Annotated in this window: 19 protein-coding genes; 11 read left to right on the plus strand and 8 right to left on the minus strand. The window is 74.9% G+C overall.

Annotated elements, in window-relative coordinates; translation table 11 throughout:
- Positions 1-163: 163 nt before the first annotated feature.
- Positions 164-1,033, minus strand: coding sequence for a 3-hydroxybutyryl-CoA dehydrogenase (locus tag ACJ6WD_RS30685; protein ID WP_308401752.1), 870 nt, complete (start codon positions 1,031-1,033; stop codon positions 164-166).
- Between the two features lie 159 nt (positions 1,034-1,192).
- Between ACJ6WD_RS30685 and ACJ6WD_RS30690 the strand changes: the two genes are divergently transcribed.
- The gene (locus ACJ6WD_RS30690) at positions 1,193-2,416 is read left to right on the plus strand and encodes a glycoside hydrolase family 10 protein (RefSeq protein ID WP_407616977.1); all 1,224 of its coding nucleotides are present in this window, start codon (positions 1,193-1,195) and stop codon (positions 2,414-2,416) included.
- 69 nt (positions 2,417-2,485) lie between these two features.
- Here the strand turns inward: ACJ6WD_RS30690 and ACJ6WD_RS30695 are convergent, their stop codons facing one another.
- Together ACJ6WD_RS30695 and ACJ6WD_RS30700 are read right to left on the minus strand one after the other, a co-directional pair.
- The gene (locus ACJ6WD_RS30695) at positions 2,486-2,695 is read right to left on the minus strand and encodes a DUF1918 domain-containing protein (RefSeq protein ID WP_233657990.1); all 210 of its coding nucleotides are present in this window, start codon (positions 2,693-2,695) and stop codon (positions 2,486-2,488) included.
- 205 nt (positions 2,696-2,900) lie between these two features.
- A complete protein-coding gene (locus tag ACJ6WD_RS30700; protein WP_407616978.1) occupies positions 2,901-3,854 on the minus strand; it encodes a DMT family transporter in 954 nt (317 codons plus the stop codon).
- Here ACJ6WD_RS30700 and ACJ6WD_RS30705 point away from each other — a divergent pair.
- Together ACJ6WD_RS30705 and ACJ6WD_RS30710 are read left to right on the plus strand one after the other, a co-directional pair.
- Positions 3,853-5,319 carry a PLP-dependent aminotransferase family protein gene (locus ACJ6WD_RS30705; protein WP_233657988.1) on the plus strand — a complete coding sequence of 489 codons (1,467 nt, stop codon included), beginning with the start codon at positions 3,853-3,855 and terminating at the stop codon, positions 5,317-5,319. The genes ACJ6WD_RS30700 and ACJ6WD_RS30705 overlap by 2 nt on opposite strands.
- 68 nt (positions 5,320-5,387) lie before the next feature.
- Positions 5,388-5,840, plus strand: a complete 453-nt coding sequence (locus tag ACJ6WD_RS30710) for a GNAT family N-acetyltransferase (RefSeq protein WP_053163740.1) — start codon at positions 5,388-5,390, stop codon at positions 5,838-5,840.
- A 116-nt stretch (positions 5,841-5,956) separates the two neighbouring features.
- Here ACJ6WD_RS30710 and ACJ6WD_RS30715 read toward each other — a convergent pair whose 3' ends face one another.
- Positions 5,957-6,730, minus strand: coding sequence for a LuxR C-terminal-related transcriptional regulator (locus ACJ6WD_RS30715; protein WP_331247854.1), 774 nt, complete (start codon positions 6,728-6,730; stop codon positions 5,957-5,959).
- A gap of 129 nt (positions 6,731-6,859) precedes the next feature.
- Positions 6,860-7,963, minus strand: coding sequence for a class I SAM-dependent methyltransferase (locus tag ACJ6WD_RS30720; RefSeq protein ID WP_233657985.1), 1,104 nt, complete (start codon positions 7,961-7,963; stop codon positions 6,860-6,862).
- Positions 7,964-8,102: 139 nt separating this feature from the next.
- On the opposite strand from ACJ6WD_RS30720, the gene ACJ6WD_RS30725 reads away from it, so the two are divergent.
- Both ACJ6WD_RS30725 and ACJ6WD_RS30730 read left to right on the plus strand, forming a co-directional pair.
- Positions 8,103-8,294, plus strand: a complete 192-nt coding sequence (locus ACJ6WD_RS30725; RefSeq protein ID WP_233657984.1) for a DUF1059 domain-containing protein — start codon at positions 8,103-8,105, stop codon at positions 8,292-8,294.
- 281 nt (positions 8,295-8,575) lie between these two features.
- Positions 8,576-10,153, plus strand: coding sequence for a N,N-dimethylformamidase beta subunit family domain-containing protein (locus ACJ6WD_RS30730; protein WP_407616979.1), 1,578 nt, complete (start codon positions 8,576-8,578; stop codon positions 10,151-10,153).
- 46 nt (positions 10,154-10,199) lie between these two features.
- Here the strand turns inward: ACJ6WD_RS30730 and ACJ6WD_RS30735 are convergent, their stop codons facing one another.
- A complete protein-coding gene (locus ACJ6WD_RS30735; protein WP_233657982.1) occupies positions 10,200-10,661 on the minus strand; it encodes a MarR family winged helix-turn-helix transcriptional regulator in 462 nt (153 codons plus the stop codon).
- Between the two features lie 80 nt (positions 10,662-10,741).
- On the opposite strand from ACJ6WD_RS30735, the gene ACJ6WD_RS30740 reads away from it, so the two are divergent.
- Positions 10,742-11,113 carry a VOC family protein gene (locus ACJ6WD_RS30740; protein ID WP_016571467.1) on the plus strand — a complete coding sequence of 124 codons (372 nt, stop codon included), beginning with the start codon at positions 10,742-10,744 and terminating at the stop codon, positions 11,111-11,113.
- A gap of 64 nt (positions 11,114-11,177) precedes the next feature.
- On the opposite strand, the gene ACJ6WD_RS30745 is transcribed toward ACJ6WD_RS30740, so the two are convergent.
- Positions 11,178-12,005 (minus strand): SDR family oxidoreductase, encoded by an 828-nt coding sequence (locus ACJ6WD_RS30745; RefSeq protein WP_407616980.1) that lies wholly within the window; start codon positions 12,003-12,005, stop codon positions 11,178-11,180.
- A gap of 352 nt (positions 12,006-12,357) precedes the next feature.
- Between ACJ6WD_RS30745 and ACJ6WD_RS30750 the strand changes: the two genes are divergently transcribed.
- Positions 12,358-13,152 (plus strand): helix-turn-helix domain-containing protein, encoded by a 795-nt coding sequence (locus ACJ6WD_RS30750; RefSeq protein ID WP_233657980.1) that lies wholly within the window; start codon positions 12,358-12,360, stop codon positions 13,150-13,152.
- Here ACJ6WD_RS30750 and ACJ6WD_RS30755 read toward each other — a convergent pair.
- A complete protein-coding gene (locus ACJ6WD_RS30755; RefSeq protein WP_376447141.1) occupies positions 13,124-13,585 on the minus strand; it encodes an SRPBCC family protein in 462 nt (153 codons plus the stop codon). The two genes, ACJ6WD_RS30750 and ACJ6WD_RS30755, sit on opposite strands and share 29 nt — an antisense overlap.
- A 237-nt stretch (positions 13,586-13,822) precedes the next feature.
- Between ACJ6WD_RS30755 and argC the strand changes: the two genes are divergently transcribed.
- From argC to ACJ6WD_RS30775, 4 genes are all read left to right on the plus strand, one after another.
- Entirely contained in the window at positions 13,823-14,851 is a 1,029-nt protein-coding gene (argC, locus tag ACJ6WD_RS30760; RefSeq protein WP_376557137.1) for an N-acetyl-gamma-glutamyl-phosphate reductase, read from the plus strand.
- Positions 14,848-16,026: a bifunctional glutamate N-acetyltransferase/amino-acid acetyltransferase ArgJ gene (gene argJ / locus ACJ6WD_RS30765; protein ID WP_233657977.1), complete on the plus strand. Its 1,179-nt coding sequence runs from the start codon at positions 14,848-14,850 to the stop codon at positions 16,024-16,026. The genes argC and argJ overlap by 4 nt, the downstream gene beginning before the upstream one ends.
- 61 nt (positions 16,027-16,087) lie before the next feature.
- Entirely contained in the window at positions 16,088-17,041 is a 954-nt protein-coding gene (gene argB, locus ACJ6WD_RS30770) for an acetylglutamate kinase (protein WP_233657976.1), read from the plus strand.
- On the plus strand, positions 17,038-18,288 hold the full coding sequence (locus ACJ6WD_RS30775; protein WP_233657975.1) for an acetylornithine transaminase: 1,251 nt from the start codon (positions 17,038-17,040) through the stop codon (positions 18,286-18,288). Before argB ends, ACJ6WD_RS30775 begins: the two co-directional genes overlap by 4 nt.

Genomic DNA, 18,288 nt, shown 5'->3' on the forward strand with positions numbered 1-18,288 from the left:
CGCTGCCCCGTCACCGGCCCGCATCATTTTTCAGGGGGCAAGGCCGACCGTCACTCCGCCGATGGAAGGGGCGGCGGAGCCACTCGCCCGCCGCACCGCCACTGGCGCTGTTCCGGGTGAACTTCCCCTGGAACAGCGCCACTTGACGGTGACGTCAAACGTCTCAGTACGAGTAGAACCCCGACCCGCTCTTGCGGCCGAGCCGCCCCGCGTCCACCATCCGTTGGAGCAGCGGGGGAGCGGCGTACAGCGGCTCCTTGTACTCCTCGTACATGGAGGCGGCGACCGAGGCGACGGTGTCCAGGCCGATCAGGTCGGAGAGCTTGAGCGGGCCCATCGGGTGGGCGCAGCCCAGTTCCATGCCGTTGTCGATGTCCTCGCGGCTGGCCATGCCGGACTCGAACATCCGGATCGCGGAGAGCAGGTACGGGATGAGCAGGGCGTTGACCACGAAGCCCGAGCGGTCCTGGGCGCGGATGGCGTGCTTGCCGAGGACGTTCTGGACAAGGGCCTCGGCGCGCTTGAGGGTCTCCTCGCCGGTGGTGAGGGCCGGGATCAGCTCGACGAGCTTCTGCACCGGTGCCGGGTTGAAGAAGTGGATGCCGATGACGTGGTCGGGCCGGGAGGTCGCGACCGCCAGCTTCACCAGGGGGATGGACGAGGTGTTGGAGGCCAGGATCGCGTCCGGGCGCACCACCACCTGGTCGAGCACCTGGAAGATCTCGGTCTTGACCTGTTCGTTCTCCACCACGGCCTCGATGACGAGGTCACGGTCGGCGAACTCGCCGAGGTCGGTGGTGAAGCTGAGCCGACCGAGGGTCGCATCCCGCTCGGCCACGGTCATCTTGCCGCGTTCGGCGGCCTTGCCGAGCGAGTTGGTCAGGCGGGTGCGCCCCAGCTCCAATGCCTCGCCGGTGGTCTCCGCGACCTTGACGTCCAGCCCGGCGCGGGCGCACACCTCGGCGATGCCAGCGCCCATCTGGCCGCAGCCGACCACTCCGACGCGTGCAATGTCGGCGAATGAGTCCGTCACCTCGTGCCTTTCGCTGATCTTCAGGACCGGCGGTACGCCGTAAGGGTCCGACGCCCGCCTCGCCCCCGACGTTACTCCGCGAGGTGCTGGGAGGACGGCGTCGGGGCGGGCATTCTGAGGCTGCCACACGGGACATAACGGACAAGATGGGGGCTTTTCATGCGAGGTATCACACGCCGCGGGTTCGGCGCGGCGGCACTGGGTGCCGGCTCGTTGCTGCTGGGCGCGGGTGCCCGGGCGGGCGCCGGCACCCCGGCCGGGCGCGAGCTGCGCGGGATGTGGCTGGCGACGGTGGCCCACCTGGACTGGCCGTCCCGGCCCGGCCCGGACCACGCCGCCCAGCAGCGGGAACTGGCCGCGCTCTTCGACACGGCGGTCGAGCGGCGGTTGAACGCGGTGTTCTTCCAGGTGCGGCCGACGGCCGACGCGCTGTGGCCGTCGCCGTACGAGCCCTGGGCGGAGTGCCTGACCGGCGTCCAGGGCCGCGATCCGGGCTGGGACCCGCTGGAGTTCGCGGTGCGCGAGGCCCACCGGCGCGGCCTGGAGCTGCACGCGTGGTTCAACCCGTACCGGGTCGCCAACCACACCGACCCGGGCCGGCTGTCGCCCGAGCACCCGGCCCGCCGCCACCCGGGCTGGGTCCTGCCCTACGGCGGCAAGCTCTACTACAACCCCGGGCTGCCCGAGGTCCGCCGCTTCGTCCGGGACGCGATGCTCGACGCGGTGCGCCGCTACCCCGTCGACGGGGTGCACTTCGACGACTACTTCTACCCGTACCCCGTCGCCGGCCAGGCGTTCCACGACGACGCGGCCTACGAGGCGTACGGCGCGGATTTCGCCAACCGGGGCGACTGGCGGCGGGACAACATCAACCTGCTGATCCGGGAGATGCGGGAGGGGATCGCGCGCACCGGCCGCCGGGTGCGGTTCGGCGTCAGCCCGTTCGCGGTCTGGCGCAACGCCGCCACCGATCCGCACGGCTCGCGGACCCAGGCCGGGGTGCAGACCTACGACGACCTCTACGCCGACACCCGGCGCTGGGTGCGGGAGGGCTGGCTCGACTACATCGTGCCGCAGGTGTACTGGCCGCTGGGGTTCGCCGCCGCCGACTACGCGGAGCTGGTGCCGTGGTGGGCCCGGACCGTGGCGGGCACCCGGGTGGACCTCTACATCGGCGAGGCGCTGTACAAGGCCGGCCGCACCGCGCAGCCCGAAGCCTGGCGGGATCCGGCCGAACTCTCCCGCCACGTCGCCTTCGCCCGGCGGTACCCGCAGGTCGGCGGGCACGTCTACTTCTCGACCAAGGACGTGGTCAGGGACCCGCTGGGGGCGCTGGCCCGGGTCGTGGAGGACCACTACGGGGGTGCCGCGGCCCGGCCGTGACGGTCCCGCCGCGCGCTCCGCGGCGGTGGCGGGCCGCCACACGGGCGCTCCGCCACCGCCGTGGGGTCGTCAGCGGATGGTGTGGGGTTCCTTGGACCTGGGGTGCTGGACGACGCAGTCCGGGCCGGGCCACATGATCGTCTCGTGGCCGTCCTCGGCGCGGATGCGGTAGGGCGGTTCGCCGTTGGTCCCCAGCACCTCCACGATCTCGACCATGTGGTCGCTGTGACCGACGGTTCTGCCGTGCACCAGCAGCCGGTCGCCCTTGCTCGCGTGCATCTGGGCTCCTCCCGCCTCGGGCGGCCGCCTACCGGGGCGGCCGACGCGCGCGACGGCCGGGCGGTGGGACGGCCAACGGATTGCGGGCCCGGGAACGGCCCGGACGGCACTACTGCCATCGCCGCCAGTTTATGTCCGCGGGCCCGGGGCGCACCCGGGGAGCCGGACCGCCGCGGGCCCGGACCGCCGTCCGGGCCCGCGGCCGTCACGCCCGGGCCCGCTGGGTGACCACGATGCACGCCAGGACCGCCAGCGCCGACACGGGCGCGGCCGGCGGCAGGCGCTCGCCGAGCAGCACCACCGACCAGACCAGGGTCAACAGCGGCTGGGCGAGCTGGAGTTGGCTGGCCCTGGAGACGCCGATGGCGGCCATCCCGCGGTACCAGACCACCATCCCGAGGAAGGTGGAGCCGACCGCCAGCCACAGCACGCCGGCCACCGCGTGGCCGGTCAGGTGCAGCGGCTCGGTCGCCAGCGCCCAGGCGGCGCCCGGCACCGTCACCGGCAGTGCCAGCACCAGCGCCCAGCCGATCACCTGCCACCCCGGCAGATGGCGGGCCAGTCGGCCGCCCTCGGCGTAGCCGGCCGCGCACACCAGCAGCGCCGCGAACAGGAACAGGTCACCGGTGTCCAGGGCGCCGCCACTCTGCTGCACCGCGAAGGCGAGGACGGCCGCCGCGCCGACCAGTGCGGCGCCCCAGAAGGTGCGCGAGGGCCGGGCTCCGGTGCGCACGGCGGAGAACGCCGCGGTGGCCAGCGGCAACAGTCCGATGACCACGGCGGCGTGCGAGGTGGTGGAGGTCTGGAGCGCGAGGGTGGTCAGCAGCGGGAAGCCCAGGACGACGCCGCCCGCCACCACCGCGATCCCGGCCCAGTGGCGGCGCTCGGGCACCCGGACCCGGCAGGCCGCCAGGCAGGCGCCGGCCAGTGCGGCGGCCAGCACGCTGCGCAGCATCACCACCGTCCAGGGGCCCATGCCCTCCAAGGCCCAGGCCGTCGCGGGGAAGGTCAGGGAGAAGGCGGCGACGCCGAGCGCGGCGAGCAGGGCGCCGGAGCCGGACGCGCCGACCGGTCGCGCCGGGCGGGGCGCGGCGGGGGCGGGGGCCGGGGTGGTGACCGCTATCGGCGCGGCGGCGATAGCGCTATCGTTTGCTCTCATGCACGAGCGTAGCAGTGGGGCCGAATTGGCCGCGACCCTGCGAGAAGAGCTGAAGCGCTACTCGTCAGGTGAGAAGTTGCCGTCAAGCCGCGCCCTGATCGAACGGCACCGGGTCAGCCCGGTGACGGTCTCCCGGGCGCTGGCCGAACTGGTCGCCGAAGGACTGGTCGTCACCCGCCCCGGCGCCGGGGCGTTCCGCGCCGAGCCGCGCCCTGCGGCACCGCGTCCGGCGGACACCTCCTGGCAGGAGATCGCACTGAGCGCCGAACCGGCCGGCGACCAGGTGCCGCGCAGCGTCGACGCCACCGGCGTGCTGGCCACCCTCGCCACCCCGGCACCCGGTGTCATCGAGCTCAACGGCGGCTATCTGCACCCCACCCTCCAGCCCGAGCGCGCCCTGGCCGCCGCGCTGGCCCGGGCCGGCCGGCGGCCGGGCGCCTGGAGCCGCCCGCCGGTGGGCGGCGTGTCGGAGCTGCGGGCCTGGTTCGCCCGGGAGATCGGCGGCCCCGGCGGTTCGCTCGCCGCCAGCGACGTCCTGATCACCGCGGGCGGCCAGAGCGCCCTGACCGCCGCCGTGCGCGCCCTCGCCGCGCCCGGCGCCCCGGTCCTCGTCGAGTCGCCGACCTATCCCGGGATGCTGGCCGTCGCCCGCGCCTCCGGGCTGCGCCCGGTCCCGGTCCCGGTGGACGCCGACGGGGTCCGCACCGACCTGCTCGCCGACGCCTTCCGGGCCAGCGGCGCCCGGCTGTTCGTCTGCCAGCCGCTGTTCCAGAACCCCTCCGGCACGGTGCTGGCCGCCGAGCGCCGCCGGGAGGTGCTGCGGGTGGCCCGTGCCGCCGGTGCCTTCGTGGTCGAGGACGACTTCGCCCGGCTGCTGGGCCACGCCGACGCGCCCCCGCTGCCGCCGACCCTGATCGCCGACGACCCCGACGGCACCGTGGTCCACGTCCGCTCGCTGACCAAGGCCACCTCGCCGAGCCTGCGGGTGGGCGCCCTGGCGGCCCGCGGCCCGGTGCTCGACCGGCTGCACGCCATCCAGGTCGTCGACAGCTTCTTCGTCCCCGGACCCCTCCAGGAAGCCGCGCTCGAACTCGTCGGGTCGCCCGCCTGGACCCGCCACCTGCGGCTGATAGCGGGGGAGTTGGCGGTGCGCCGGCAGGCCCTGCGGACCGCGCTGCAACGCGAGCTGCCGGCGCTGGACGCCGCGGGGCCCGAGCGGCGCACGCCCCTCGGCGGCTACCACCTGTGGCTGCGGTTGCCGGCCGGCACCGACGAGGCGGCGCTGACCGGCGCCGCGCTGCGGGCCGGCGTCGCGGTGGCGGCCGGCCGCCCCTACTTCCCGGCCGAGCCGCCGGCCGCCCACCTCCGACTGAGCTTCGCCTCGGCCGCCGGCGCCGGCGAGTTGGCCGAGGGGGCCCGCCGCCTCCGGGTCGCCTGCGACGAACTGGGCGTCCCGGTGGCCTGATCCGGGCGGGCCGGGCCGGCCCGGCAACCCGTTCGACTCGGGCCCGCCCCGTCTGCCAGGCTCCCGGCATGACTGCCCGCGCCCTCGACGGCTACGAGGTCTCCACCGACCCGGACCGGCTCGACTCCGACCTGGTCCACCACTGGCTCGCCACCGACTCCTACTGGGCGCTCGGCCGCACCCGCGCACACCACGACCGCGCCCTCGCCGGCTCGCTCAACTTCGGCCTGTACGAGTCCGGTTCGGGGCGCCAGGCGGCCTACGCCCGGATCGTCACCGACTACGTCACCTTCGCCTGGCTCTGCGACGTCTACGTCTGCCGCGACGACCGCGGCAAGGGGTTGGGCACCGCCCTGGTGGAGGCGGTCGCCGCACACCTGGCCCCGCACGGCCTGGCCCGGATCACCCTCGCCACCAAGGACGCGCACGGCGTCTACGCCAAGGTCGGCTTCCGGCCGCTGACCTCCCCGGACCAGTGGATGACGCTGGGGCTGCTCGATCCGGGCCCGGTCGGCCCCTGACGCCGGGGGCCGGGCTGCGACTGGGCAGCCCGCAGCGCCGCCGACCGCCACCGGGGCGGCCCGGACGCCGGCCCCCTGGCCGCCGACGCGCGTGCCCATGCGCCCCGCCGGACGGCTCAGGCCGGGGCGTGGGGGCCGCGTTCCGGGGGCCCGGCCTCCCGGCGCAGCCAGGCGTTGGCCGCGGCGACCCGGCCGGCCACCCGCAGCTTGGCGTAGGCGTGTTCCAGGTGCTTGTCGACGGTCCGCGGGCTGATCGCGAGCCGGTGTGCGATCTGTTGGTTCGTCAGGCCGTCGGCGAGCAGTCCCAGCACGGCCGATTCGCGGTCGGTGACCAGTTCCCTGGCCGGGGCCGGCGCGGGCGGGGCGAGGCGGCCCAGGACCCGGCTGAGGCGGGTGCGCAGCAGACCGGCCGCGGCCAGGTCGGCGTCGCTGAACTCGCTGCCGTGCCGGTCGCGGCTGACCACCACCGCGACCCGCCGCGGCACGCCGGCGACGTACCCCGCGGGGAACGACATCGCCAGCTGCCGTTCGGCGCCGAACGACCGGTAGACGTCGGCGTAGAAGGGCAGCGCGTGGAACTCGCCGGTGCTCTGCAGGGCCGAGCGCAGCAGGGGGGTGCCGCTGCCGATCCGGGTGTGCCGGACGAAGGAGTCGCACCGCCACCCGCGGTCGAAGGCGTCCAGCACGTCCTGGCTCAGCAGGTCGTCCGGGAGGGTGCGCAGCGGATGGGCCGGGTCCGGCCGGGGCGACCAGATGACGCTGTCGCCGGGCAGCGCGCCGAGCAGCAGCGGGAGCAGCGCCGGAACCAGGGTGTCCTCGTCCACGGCGTCGATCAGGAGGTCCACGACGGAGAGGATGCGCCGCAGGCCGACCTCCGCGGCCGCGCTCATACGTCCAGCGTGCCGAGCCGCCCGACCCCGGTCAAGGCCGTGCGGACGGCTCCCGGGGCGTGCGGGAGCCGTCCGGAGCGGGGCCGCCCGGCCGGCCGGGGGAAGACCGGCCGGGGGCGTCGGGCGCGGTTAGCGCCCGACGGCATAGACGCGGTTGACCGGGCTCTGCGTCGCCAGCCGCCAGTGGTGCAACCCGGCCGCGTCGGCGAGGTCCCGCAGGGCCCCTTCACCCGCGTGGTTCCCCAGTGCCTGCGGACCGTGCTGGGCCAGCGCGGAGGGCAGGCACACGGCCACCGAGGCGGCGGTCAGCACCCGCCCCACCGGGGTGGCGTTCTCCTCGTCGCGCGCGGAGGCGTTCGGCTCGACGATCATGCAGGTGCCGCCCTCGGCCAGGGCGTGCGCGGCGTGCCGCAGCGCGGCCCCCGGGTCGCCGATGTCGTGCAGGCAGTCGAAGTACGTGATCAGGTCGAAGTCCGCGCCGGGGAAGTCGTCGGCGGCCGCCACCTCGAAGGACACCCGGTCGGCCACGCCCTGTTCGGCCGCGACGCCGCGGGCCGCCTCGACCGACGGGCGGTGGAAGTCGTAGCCGGTGAAGCGAGAGTTGGGGAACGCCCGCGCCATCAGGGCCGTCGAGTAGCCGTAGCCGCACCCGACGTCCGCCACCGTGCCGCCGCGCTCCAGCTTCTCCACCACGCCGTCCAGCGCGGCCAACCACTCCGGCACCAGCGCCGCCGTGTAGCCGGGGCGGAAGAACTTCGCGGTGCCTTCGAACAGCGCCGGCCCGTGCTCCTCCCAACCGATGCCCGCACCGGTGCGGAACGCCTCCATCAGGCTGTCCTCGGTGGCGTACACCGACTGGAGCACGGTGAAGAAGCCGGCCGCGTAGCTGGCGAGCGCGGGGTCCGCGAGGACCGCGGCGTGCGCGTCCGGCAGCAGGTAGGTGCCGCGCTCCGGCGCGTACGTCACGTACTCGCCGGCCACCTGGGCCGCCAGCCACTCCCGGACGTACCGCTCGACCAGTCCGGTGCGGGCGGCGAGCTGCGCGGCGGTCAGCGGGCCGGCGCCGGCCATCGCCCGGTACAGCCCGAGCCGGTCGCCGAGGGAGGTGCACAGGCCGGCGACCGCGGCCCCGCCGTCGGCGATGACCCGTTCCAGGAACGCGTCCACCCGGTCCTCCCGGGTGGTTCCGCCGTTCCCGGCGGCGCCCGGTGCGGCCGGGGCGGACACCGCCATGGCCGTCACCTCCTCGCCACACTGCCGCGTGTCTCCACTCCACCAGCCCGCCCGGTCGGTGCGCCATACGTGGTTCCCCGTACGCGCGGCGCCGGGCGGGCGGGGGCGGCCGACACTGAAGAGGAGGAGGTGGTGGGCGATGCGCAAGATGATCGACTGCCGGGACCACCCGAGCGAGACGAGGTGCAGCCTCGTCCTCATCGGCGAGGAGGACGAGGTGCTCCGCGCCGCCACCGCGCACGCGATCTCCGTGCACGGCCACACGGACAGCCCCGAACTGCGCGAACAACTCCGCAAGTCCCTCAAGAACGAGATGCCGCAGCCCGCGTGAGCCGCCCGCCGAGCGGCGGGCCGAGCGGCGGGCCGAGCCCGGCCGCCCCCGGGGACGGCCGGACTTCCGCGTCCGGGGCCGGTACCCGCGTCCGGGGCCGGTACCCGCGTTCGGGCCCGCTGCGGTCGTCGCGCCGCGCCGCCGGGCGCAGGATCGTCCTGGGGCGGCACACCGACCGGCCGCCGCCCCGCGGTGGCGCCCCGCGGCGTCCGGCCACCCGAGGGTGCGCCCGCGCCCGCGGCCACCGGGACGACCGGGAACGCGACGACGGGAGCGGGCCGATGGCGGACGGCGCGGCGCACGACGCGGGGCAGCGGCCCCCGCCGGACCGGTCGGCCACCGGCCTGGACCGCCGGCACTTCCTCGGCGCCGCCACCGGGCTCGCGGCCCTCGCCACCGGCCTGGCCGGCTGCGACTCCCCGGGTGGCGCCCCCGGTGGCCACCGGCCCGCCGACCCGCTCGCCGCCGAGCGCACGCACCCCGGCAATCCGGACTGGCGGCTGACCGCCACCGGCCCCCCGGACGCGATCGAGGGCTATGCGGACCGGGTGAGCGTGGCGCCCGGTGAGGAGTTCGGCCTGCACGTCTCCACCACCGCACCCGGCTTCCGCGTCCGCGCGTACCGGGTCGGCTGGTACGGCGGCGCCCAGGCCCGGCTGGTGTGGCGTTCGGACCGGCTCGCCGGCCGGCGCGGCCCCGCCCCGCGACTGGTCGCCGACACCCGGACCGTGGAGGCCGGTTGGCCGCGCACCGCCACCGTCCGCACCACCGGCTGGCCGCCCGGCGCCTACCTGCTGCGCCTCGACGCCGACCACGGCCACCAGCGCTACGTCCCGCTGGTCGTCCGCTCGACCGGCGCCGCGGGGCGCACCGTCCTGATGCACGCGGTGACGACCTGGCAGGCGTACAACACCTGGGGCGGCCACAGCCTCTACGAGGGCCGGGACGGCGCCTACGCCACCCGCTCCCTCGCGGTCAGCTTCGACCGCCCCTACGGCGCGACCGGCGCCGAGAAGTTCCTGGTCTACGAGCGGGCCCTGGTGGTGCTGGCCGAGCGCCTGGGCCTGCCGCTGGCCTACACCACCTCGGTGGACGTCCACGCCGACCCGGGCGCGCTGCGCGGCGCCACCGCCGTGCTCTCCCTCGGCCACGACGAGTACTGGACGCCGCAGCAGCGCGACCACGTCACCCGGGCCCGCGACGGCGGGACCAACCTCGCCTTCCTCGGCGCCAACGCGTGCTTCCGGCGGGTCCGCCTGGACGCCGGTCCGGCCGGTCCGTTGCGCACCGTGACCTGCTACAAGACCGCCTACCGGGACGATCCCGGGTTCGCCGTCCGCCGCGACCCGCCCACCCACGACTTCCGCGCGCCGCCCGCCGCCGACCCGGAGTCGTCCCTGACCGGCGTCTTCTACGAGGGCTATCCCACGGACGCGCCCTACGTCGTGCACGGCGCCGACCACTGGCTCTTCGAGGGCACCGGTGTCCGGGCCGGCGACGCCTTCCCGCACCTGGTCGGCGTGGAGTACGACCGGGTGACGCCGGCGGCCCCCACGCCCGCCGCCCTCCAGATCGTCGCGCACTCCCCGCTGGTCTGCCGGGGCCGCGCCAGCCACGCCGACTCCGCCTACTACACCGTCCCGGGCGGCGCCGGGGTCTTCGCGACCGGCACCATGCGCTGGGTCGAGGCCCTCATGGCGGGCACCCGGGACAACGGCCGCAACCACGGCCTGGACCGTCGCACCGGAGCCTTCGTCACCCGCACCACGGAGAACCTGCTCCGGGCCTTCGCCGCGGGTCCGGCGGCGCACCACCGCCCGGCGCCGGAACCCAACACCGCCCGGGTGTACGGGAGTTGACCTGCCGTGGGCGGCCGACCGGGCCGCCCCGCACCGGGGTGCCGGGTCATTCCTCCAGGGCCGCCGCCAGGCGTTCGAGGTCGGTGAGGAGTGCGGGCAGGCGCTGCGGCGGGATCGCGTCGACCATCCGCTGCTCGACGGCGTAGACGGCCTCCTGGACCGCGGCCAGGCGCCGGTGGCCCTCCTCCGTGAGGTGGGTGGGGCGGGCACGGCCGTGGTCGGCGGTGGCGGGGCGGGTGATCAGGCCCGCGTCCTGGAGGCCGCGCAGGACGACGTTCCCGGACTGCCGGGTGACGAAGGTCGCGCGGGCGAGGTCGGCGTTGGACAGGCCGGGGCGCAGGGCCAGGAGTTCGAGGGTGGAGTACTGGGGCACGGTGAGCCCGTGTGCGCGCAGGACCTTGTCCATGGCGGCGCGCAGGGCGGCCTGGGCCCGTTTGATCAGGTACCCGACGTGGTGGGTGACGTCGTCCGCGGGGTGCGGCGGCCCGGTGGGCGTCCTCTCGTTCATGTCAGTATTTTGACATGCCGCCCGGGGTTTCCTAACCTCTCTCATGTCAAAGTTTTGACATTCAAAGGGAGGAAGTACCCGTGTCTGTTGCCATCGACGGCCCCGATTTCGTCGCCCTACAGGTCCGTGACGTGGACGCCGCCGCCGCCTTCTGCGAGCAGCACCTGGGCCTGCGCAGGGCCGCGGTCTCGCCGCCGCACGCGGTCGTCTTCGACACCCGGCCGACCCCGTTCGCCGTCCGCGCGCTCCTGCCGGGCGTCGACCTCGCCGACGCCGCACGCCCCGGCCTCGGCGTGGTGCTCTGGTTCCGGACCCCCGACGCCCACCGGCTCCACGACCAACTCGTCGCCGCCGGCGTCACGATCCTCACCCCGATGGCCAGCAGCCCGTTCGGGCCGATGTTCTCCTTCGAGGGCCCGGAGGGCTACACCCTCACCGCGCACGGCGGCTGACCGGGCGTCAGTGGTTCGCCCGGCGCCGCCCGGCGCCGCCCGGCGCCGCCCGGGGCGTGCCGGGTCAGGGTGCGCGGCGCAGGAAGTCGCGGGCGCCGCGCAGCGTGGTGCGCAGGGTGGCCTGCGTCCGCGTGCTGTCCAGGCGGACGTCCAACGCCCCCGGGGCGCCGGTGCCCGCGCGGCGCCCCGGCGTCAGCCTGGCGGCGTCCAGGGCGTCGCGGCCGGCGACCAGGACGCCGAGCTCGTGGCGGCTCACGGCGTCCGCGCCCGCGAGGTGGCACACGCCCGCGCGGGCGGAGCCGGCCAGTTCGAGGAGGGCCCGGGCGAGGTCGGCGACGTGCACCGGGCACCGGACGTCGTCCGTGAACAGCACGCCCTCCCGCCGCCCGGTGGCCAGGTCGCGGATGAACCTCTCGTGCACCGAGTCGCCGTCGCCGATGATCAGCGAGGTGCGGGCGACGGCGGCGGTCGGGGCGAGAAGCCGGATCGCCGTCTCGGCCGCCGCCTTCGCGGCCCCGTACGGGGTGACCGGATCCGGCGCGGCGGATTCGTCGTAGTGGACGTCGGCGCCGGAGAAGACGGCGTCACTGGAGACGTGCACCAGCCGGCCCCCGTACTGGCCGGCGGCCAGCGCGAGGCGGACCGCGCCGTCGGCGGTGGTGGCCCAGTCGGCCTTGCGGTAGGCGGCGTTGACCACGACGTCCGGCCGGGCCGCCCCGAGCAACGGCGCGAACTCCTCGCCGCGCCGCAGGTCCAGGGGCAGCCAGCGGATCCCGGGGACGCCACCGGCGCGGGTGGCGAAGGTCGCCGTCACGGTGTGCCCGGCCGCCGCCGCCTGCCGTGCCAACTCGCGCCCCAGGAAGCCGCTGCCGCCGACGATCAGGATGTCCATGGCCCGCCACGTTAGGCCCGCCGCCGCGCCCCCGTCTGCCGACTAACGCGCCAACTCCCTTGATGGGCAGCGAGGTTACCGGTAGCCCCGTTGGCGGCGGCGCGCCGCACGGGCGACGGCCCGACATGCCCTCGGGCAGGAGTGGCCCGCCGTTTCGTACGGCAGAAACGCTACGTTGCCTTCATGGGAAGGGCAACGAAATCTCCCTGGGGGATCGCGGTCATCGCAGATAGAATCCGCAGAAACGTTGCGGCAGCCTTCGAGGTTCGTGCGGCAGACACCTCCAGGTCGTTGCAATGGGCTGTGGGCGAACGCTCCGCCCGAGACGCCGCAGACCGCGAAGGGGGCCGCCATGCCGGGAGGCAGACTCACCCAGCAGGAACGCCGGCAGATCGCGCGGGGGTTGGCCGACGACCTCGCCTACGCCGAGATCGCCAGGCGCCTGGGGCGCCCGACCTCGACCGTCACGCGCGAGGTGATGCGCAACGGCGGCCCCACCGACTACCGCGCCGACCTGGCCCACCGCGCCACCGAACACCGCGCCCACCGGCGCCGGCAGCCCGCGCCGCGCGCCCCCGGGACGCCCGCGCGGGTCCCCGGGCGGGACGGCGAGGCGGTGCGCGCCTACGAGGAGGCGTTCACCGCCGTCCTCGTGCGGGCGGGCCTGCCCAGGATGGTGTCCCGGGTGCTGGTCTGCCTCTACACCACCGACGCCGGCAGCCTGGCCGCGTCCGAACTGGCCCGGCACCTCCAGGTCAGCCCGGCGTCCATCTCCAAGGCGATCGCGTTCCTCGAAGGGCAGGGCCTGGTCCGCCGGGAGCGCGACGACCGCCGCCGCGAGCGCTACGTCGTCGACGACGACGTCTGGTACCAGGCGATGAGGGCCAACGCCCGTGCCAACGCCCGGCTCGCCGCAGCCGCACGACGCGGCGTCGACGTCCTCGGCCCCGGCACCCCGGCCGCCGCCCGCTTCGAGGGCATCGCCCGCTTCGTCGACGTCGTCGGCGCCGCCATGGCCCGCGCCGCGGAGCAGGCCCGCGACGTCCTCCACGGCGAGCCCGGGGCGGCCTCGGGCGGATCACCCGTAGCGGGCCGCCCCGACCGCACGGGAGGTCCGTTCAGGGGCGGGGTGCCGGGGCGGCCGTGAGCGCCGTGTCGGCGGCGTCGAGGATCGCGCCGAAGACGTGGGCGACGATCGGCTTGGCGAGTCGCCGGGTGAGGGCGGCGCCGACGAGGGGGAGGGGGATCCGGAAGGCGGTGGTCCAGGCGACGAGGGTGCCGCCGGGTACCTCGGTGAAGGTCATCCGGCCGCGTTCGTGGCGCGCCGGCGGGACGCTGCGTTCGACGGCGTAGTCGAAGTCGTACGGCGGGTGGTAGGCGGTGATCCGCTCGCGGAACCAGCCGATCGCCCAGGTGTGCACCCGGACGGCGCCCGTTCCGTAGGGCGCGTCCCGCCCCGGCCGGGCCAACCGCGCCCTGAGGACGAACGGCGAGCGGGTGTAGTTGGTGGTGGTGGCGCACCAGTCGAAGACGTCGGCGATCGGCGCCGCGACGACCCGTTGCACGGTCAAGGTTTCCATGGCCCGTCCCTTCTCGTGGCCGGCGGGCGCGGAGCGGCGGCCGTGTCGAGGCCGCCGGGATCGCCCTGCCGTTCCCCAGGAGGACCCCGTAGGGCCCGCAACTGTGACGCCTCCTGGCGTGACGCGCGTCACCCCGGGTGCCCCGTTGTGACCGAGTCGCCGCGGCCACGCTCCGAGCATTGCATAAAACTGCATTCATCCGTATAGTCATGCCATCGATAAGGAGGGTCCAGGGGCATGACGGTACGAGCAGCAGTCGCCGGTGCGAGCGGATACGCGGGAGGTGAGCTCCTGCGCCTGCTCCTGGGGCATCCGGAGGTCGAGATCGGGGCGGTGACCGGGCACTCCAACGCGGGGCAGCGCCTGGGCGCCCTCCAGCCGCACCTCGGCCCGCTGGCCGACCGGGAGCTGGCGCCGACCACGCCCGAGGCGCTGGCCGGCCACGACGTGGTGTTCCTCGCGCTGCCGCACGGCCAGTCCGCCGCGGTCGCCGAGGGGCTCGGCCCCGACGTCCTCGTCGTGGACTGCGGCGCCGACTTCCGCCTGAAGGACGCCGCCGACTGGACGGCGTTCTACGGGTCGCCGCACGCCGGCACCTGGCCGTACGGCCTCCCCGAACTGCCCGGCGGCCGTGCCGCGCTGGCCGGGACCAAGCGGATCGCGGTCCCCGGTTGCTACCCCACCGCCGTCTCGCTCGCGCTCTTCCCGGCCTACGCGGCCGGCCTCGCCGAGCCGGAGGCCGTGATCGTCGCGGCGTCCGGCACCTCCGGCGCGGGCAAGGCGCTCAAGCCGCACCTCCTCGGCTCCGAGGTGATCGGTTCGATGAGCCCCTACGGCGTCGGCGGCGGGCACCGGCACACCCCGGAGATGATCCAGAACCTCAGCGCGGCGGCCGGCGAGCGGGTCGGGGTGTCCTTCACCCCCACCCTGGCGCCGATGTCCCGCGGCATCCTCGCCACCTGCTCGGCCAAGGCGCGGTCCGGCGTGGACGCCGCCGCGGTCCGCGGCGCGTACGAGAAGGCGCTGGCCGGCGAGCCGTTCGTCCGACTGCTGCCCGAGGGGCAGTGGCCCGCCACCGCCGCCGTACAGGGCTCCAACGCGGTGCAGATCCAGGTGGCCCTCGACGAGGCGGCCGGCCGGATCATCGCGATCAGCGCCATCGACAACCTGACCAAGGGGACCGCCGGAGGCGCGGTCCAGAGCATGAACATCGCCCTCGGCCTCCCCGAGGAACTGGGCCTTTCCACGATTGGAGTCGCGCCGTGAGTGTGACGGCAGCGCAGGGATTCCTCGCGGCGGGCATCGCCGCCGGCATCAAGGAGAACGGGAACCCCGACCTCGCCCTGGTGGTCAACAGCGGACCGCGCCTGGCCGCCGCCGGCGTCTTCACCTCGAACCGCGTCAAGGCCGCCCCGGTCGTCTGGTCCGAGCAGGTCCTCAAGGGCGGCCGGGTCTCCGCGGTGATCCTCAACTCCGGCGGCGCCAACGCCTGCACCGGCCCGCTGGGCTTCCAGGACACCCACGCGACCGCGGAGAAGGTCGCCGAGGTGCTGGACGGGCACAGCGCCGGCGAGGTCGCGGTGGCCTCCACCGGCCTGATCGGCGTGCGGCTGCCCATGGACAAGCTGCTGCCCGGGGTCGAGAAGGCCGCCGCCGAACTCACCGGCCACGGCGGCGAGAAGGCCGCCATCGCGATCAAGACCACCGACAGCGTCCACAAGACCGCCCAGGTGACCCGCGGCGGCACCGCCGGGGCCGAAGGCGGCGGCTGGACCGTCGGCGGGATGGCCAAGGGCGCCGGCATGCTCGCGCCCGGCCTGGCCACCATGCTCGCCGTGCTGACCACCGACGCCGACGTGCCGGCCGAGCAACTGGACGCCGCACTGCGCGCCGCCACCCGCACCACCTTCGACCGGGTCGACTCCGACGGCTGCACCTCCACCAACGACACGGTGCTGCTGCTGGCCTCCGGCGCCTCCGGCATCGTGCCGGAGGCGGACGCCTTCGTCGAGGCGGTCCGCGAGGTCTGCGGCGACCTCGCCCGGCAGCTGATCGGCGACGCCGAGGGCGCCAGCAAGGACATCCGCATCGACGTGGTCAACGCCGCCACCGAGGACGACGCGGTCGAGGTCGGCCGCTCCATCGCCCGCAACAACCTCCTCAAGTGCGCCCTCCACGGCGAGGACCCCAACTGGGGCCGGGTGCTCTCCGCCATCGGCACCACCTCCGCCACCTTCGACCCGGACCGCCTCAACGTCGCCATCAACGACGTCTGGGTCTGCAAGAACGGCTCGGTGGGCGAGGACCGGGAACTGGTCGACATGCGCTACCGCGAGGTGCGGATCACCGCCGACCTGGCCGCCGGCACGGAGTCCGCGGTGATCTGGTCCAACGACCTCACCGCCGACTACGTCCACGAGAACAGCGCGTACTCCTCATGACCGGACCCGCCGCGCACCCGTGCGCACCGGTCGGACACCCCACCCAGCGGAACGAGGCCGCATGACCACCCGCAAGCACAACGCGCTGCCCAAGGCCCGCACGCTCATCGAGGCGCTGCCCTGGCTGACCCGGCACCACGGCAAGACCGTGGTGATCAAGTTCGGCGGCAACGCCATGGTGGACGAGGCGCTCAAGCGCGCCTTCGCCCAGGACGTGGTCTTCCTGCGGCACGCCGGACTGCGCCCGGTCGTCGTCCACGGCGGCGGCCCGCAGATCAGCGCCCAGCTCGAACTCCTCGGACTGGAATCGGAGTTCAAGGGCGGCCTGCGGGTCACCTCGTCCGAGGCGATGAACGTCGTCCGGATGGTGCTGGCCGGCCAGGTCCAGCGCGAGCTGGTCGGCCTGCTCAACGAGCACGGCCCGCTCGCCGTCGGCATGACCGGCGAGGACGCCCGGCTGATGTCCGCCACCAAGCACTACGCGCAGGTCGACGGCGCGCCGGTCGACATCGGCCGGGTCGGCGAGATCACCGCGATCGACTCCGGCGCGGTGCAGGCGCTGCTGGACGACGGCCGGATTCCGGTGATCTCCTCCATCGCCCGCAGCAGCGACGAGGACGACGCCTCTGGGGTCTTCAACGTCAACGCCGACACCGCCGCCTCCGCCCTGGCCGCGGCGCTCGGCGCGGAGACCCTGATGGTGCTCACCGACGTCGAGGGGCTCTACGAGGACTGGCCGCACAGCGACGAGGTGATCTCCCGACTCACCGCGACCCAGCTGGAGAAGCTGCTGCCCGACCTCGCCAGCGGCATGGTCCCGAAGATGCAGGGCTGCCTGTACGCGGTGCGCAACGGGGTGCGCAACGCCCGGGTGATCGACGGGCGGGTCCAGCACTCGATCCTGCTGGAGATCTTCACCGACGAGGGCATCGGCACGATGGTGGTCCCGGACCCCGAACCGCCCACCGCACCGCACGAAGGCATCGCACACCACACCACGCAGGGGGCGGCATGAACACGACGGCGGGGAACCCGACCACCCGGGACGCGGCGGCCGGGCACGGCCCGGTCGGCAACGAGGCCCTGACCCGGCGCTGGCAGGGCGCCATGATGGACAACTTCGGCACCCCCCGGGTCCCGCTCGTACGGGGCGAGGGCGTCACCGTCTGGGACGCGGACGGCACGGCGTACCTCGACTTCCTCGGCGGGATCGCGGTCAACGCGCTCGGCCACGCGCACCCCGCGGTGGTCCGCGCGGTCACCGACCAGATCGCCACCCTCGGCCATGTCTCGAACCTCTTCGTCAGCGAGCCCACCGTGGCCCTCGCCGAGCGGCTGCTGACGCTCGCCGGCCGGCCCGGCCGCGTCTACTTCTCCAACTCCGGCGCCGAGGCCAACGAGGCCGCCTTCAAGATCGGCCGGCTGACCGGCCGCACCCACATGGTGTCCACCGGGGGCGGCTTCCACGGCCGCACCATGGGCGCCCTGGCCCTCACCGGCCAGCCCGGCAAGCAGGACCCGTTCCGTCCGCTCCCCGGCGACGTGGACCACGTCCCGTACGGCGACGTGGCCGCGCTCCGGGCCGCCGTGACCACCGACACCGCCTTCGTCATCCTGGAGCCGGTCCAGGGCGAGAACGGCGTGATCGTCCCGCCGCCCGGCTACCTCGCCGCCGCCCGCGAGATCACCGCCGCGACCGGCACCCTGCTGGTCCTCGACGAGATCCAGACCGGCATCGGCCGCACCGGGCACTGGCTGGAGTCCCTCGCCCAGGGCGTCGAGGCCGACGTCATCACCCTCGCCAAGGGCCTCGGCGGCGGCCTCCCGATCGGCGCCACCCTCGCCTTCGGCCCGGCCGCCGAGCTGCTCACCCCCGGCACGCACGGCTCGACGTTCAGCGGCAACCCGGTGGTCTGCGCCGGCGCCCTCGCGGTGCTGGACACCATCGAGGCGGACGGTCTGCTCGACCACGTCAAGCGGGTCGGCGAGCGGCTGCGCGCCGGGATCGAGGCCCTGGAGCACCCATTGGTCGGCCAGGTCCGCGGCGCCGGGCTGCTCCTCGGTATCGTCTTGACGGGGCCCCTCGCACCACAGGTGCAACAGGCGGCCCAGGACGCGGGACTTCTGATCAACGCGGTCGCGCCGGACGTCATCCGGCTCGCCCCGCCGCTGATCGTCTCCGACGAGCAGGTGGAGACCTTCCTCCAGAAGCTCCCGGGCGTCCTTGAGACGGCCGCGCAATCGGCCAACGGGGAACGATGA

Origin of the sequence: Streptomyces sp. VTCC 41912, assembly GCF_045799175.1 — a bacterium.
GTDB lineage: Bacteria > Actinomycetota > Actinomycetes > Streptomycetales > Streptomycetaceae > Streptomyces > Streptomyces albulus_C.

Bases quoted from the DNA above. Each gene is read 5' to 3' on its own strand.
- ACJ6WD_RS30690 (WP_407616977.1), top strand. From the start codon at position 1,193: ATGCGAGGTATCACACGCCGCGGGTTCGGCGCGGCGGCACTGGGTGCC.
- ACJ6WD_RS30695 (WP_233657990.1), bottom strand. From the start codon at position 2,695: ATGCACGCGAGCAAGGGCGACCGGCTGCTGGTGCACGGCAGAACCGTC.
- ACJ6WD_RS30705 (WP_233657988.1), top strand. From the start codon at position 3,853: ATGCACGAGCGTAGCAGTGGGGCCGAATTGGCCGCGACCCTGCGAGAA.
- ACJ6WD_RS30700 (WP_407616978.1), bottom strand. From the start codon at position 3,854: ATGAGAGCAAACGATAGCGCTATCGCCGCCGCGCCGATAGCGGTCACC.
- ACJ6WD_RS30710 (WP_053163740.1), top strand. From the start codon at position 5,388: ATGACTGCCCGCGCCCTCGACGGCTACGAGGTCTCCACCGACCCGGAC.
- ACJ6WD_RS30715 (WP_331247854.1), bottom strand. From the start codon at position 6,730: ATGAGCGCGGCCGCGGAGGTCGGCCTGCGGCGCATCCTCTCCGTCGTG.
- ACJ6WD_RS30720 (WP_233657985.1), bottom strand. From the start codon at position 7,963: ATGGCGGTGTCCGCCCCGGCCGCACCGGGCGCCGCCGGGAACGGCGGA.
- ACJ6WD_RS30725 (WP_233657984.1), top strand. From the start codon at position 8,103: ATGCGCAAGATGATCGACTGCCGGGACCACCCGAGCGAGACGAGGTGC.
- ACJ6WD_RS30730 (WP_407616979.1), top strand. From the start codon at position 8,576: ATGGCGGACGGCGCGGCGCACGACGCGGGGCAGCGGCCCCCGCCGGAC.
- ACJ6WD_RS30735 (WP_233657982.1), bottom strand. From the start codon at position 10,661: ATGAACGAGAGGACGCCCACCGGGCCGCCGCACCCCGCGGACGACGTC.
- ACJ6WD_RS30745 (WP_407616980.1), bottom strand. From the start codon at position 12,005: ATGGACATCCTGATCGTCGGCGGCAGCGGCTTCCTGGGGCGCGAGTTG.
- ACJ6WD_RS30750 (WP_233657980.1), top strand. From the start codon at position 12,358: ATGCCGGGAGGCAGACTCACCCAGCAGGAACGCCGGCAGATCGCGCGG.
- ACJ6WD_RS30755 (WP_376447141.1), bottom strand. From the start codon at position 13,585: ATGGAAACCTTGACCGTGCAACGGGTCGTCGCGGCGCCGATCGCCGAC.
- argC (WP_376557137.1), top strand. From the start codon at position 13,823: ATGACGGTACGAGCAGCAGTCGCCGGTGCGAGCGGATACGCGGGAGGT.
- argB (WP_233657976.1), top strand. From the start codon at position 16,088: ATGACCACCCGCAAGCACAACGCGCTGCCCAAGGCCCGCACGCTCATC.
- ACJ6WD_RS30775 (WP_233657975.1), top strand. From the start codon at position 17,038: ATGAACACGACGGCGGGGAACCCGACCACCCGGGACGCGGCGGCCGGG.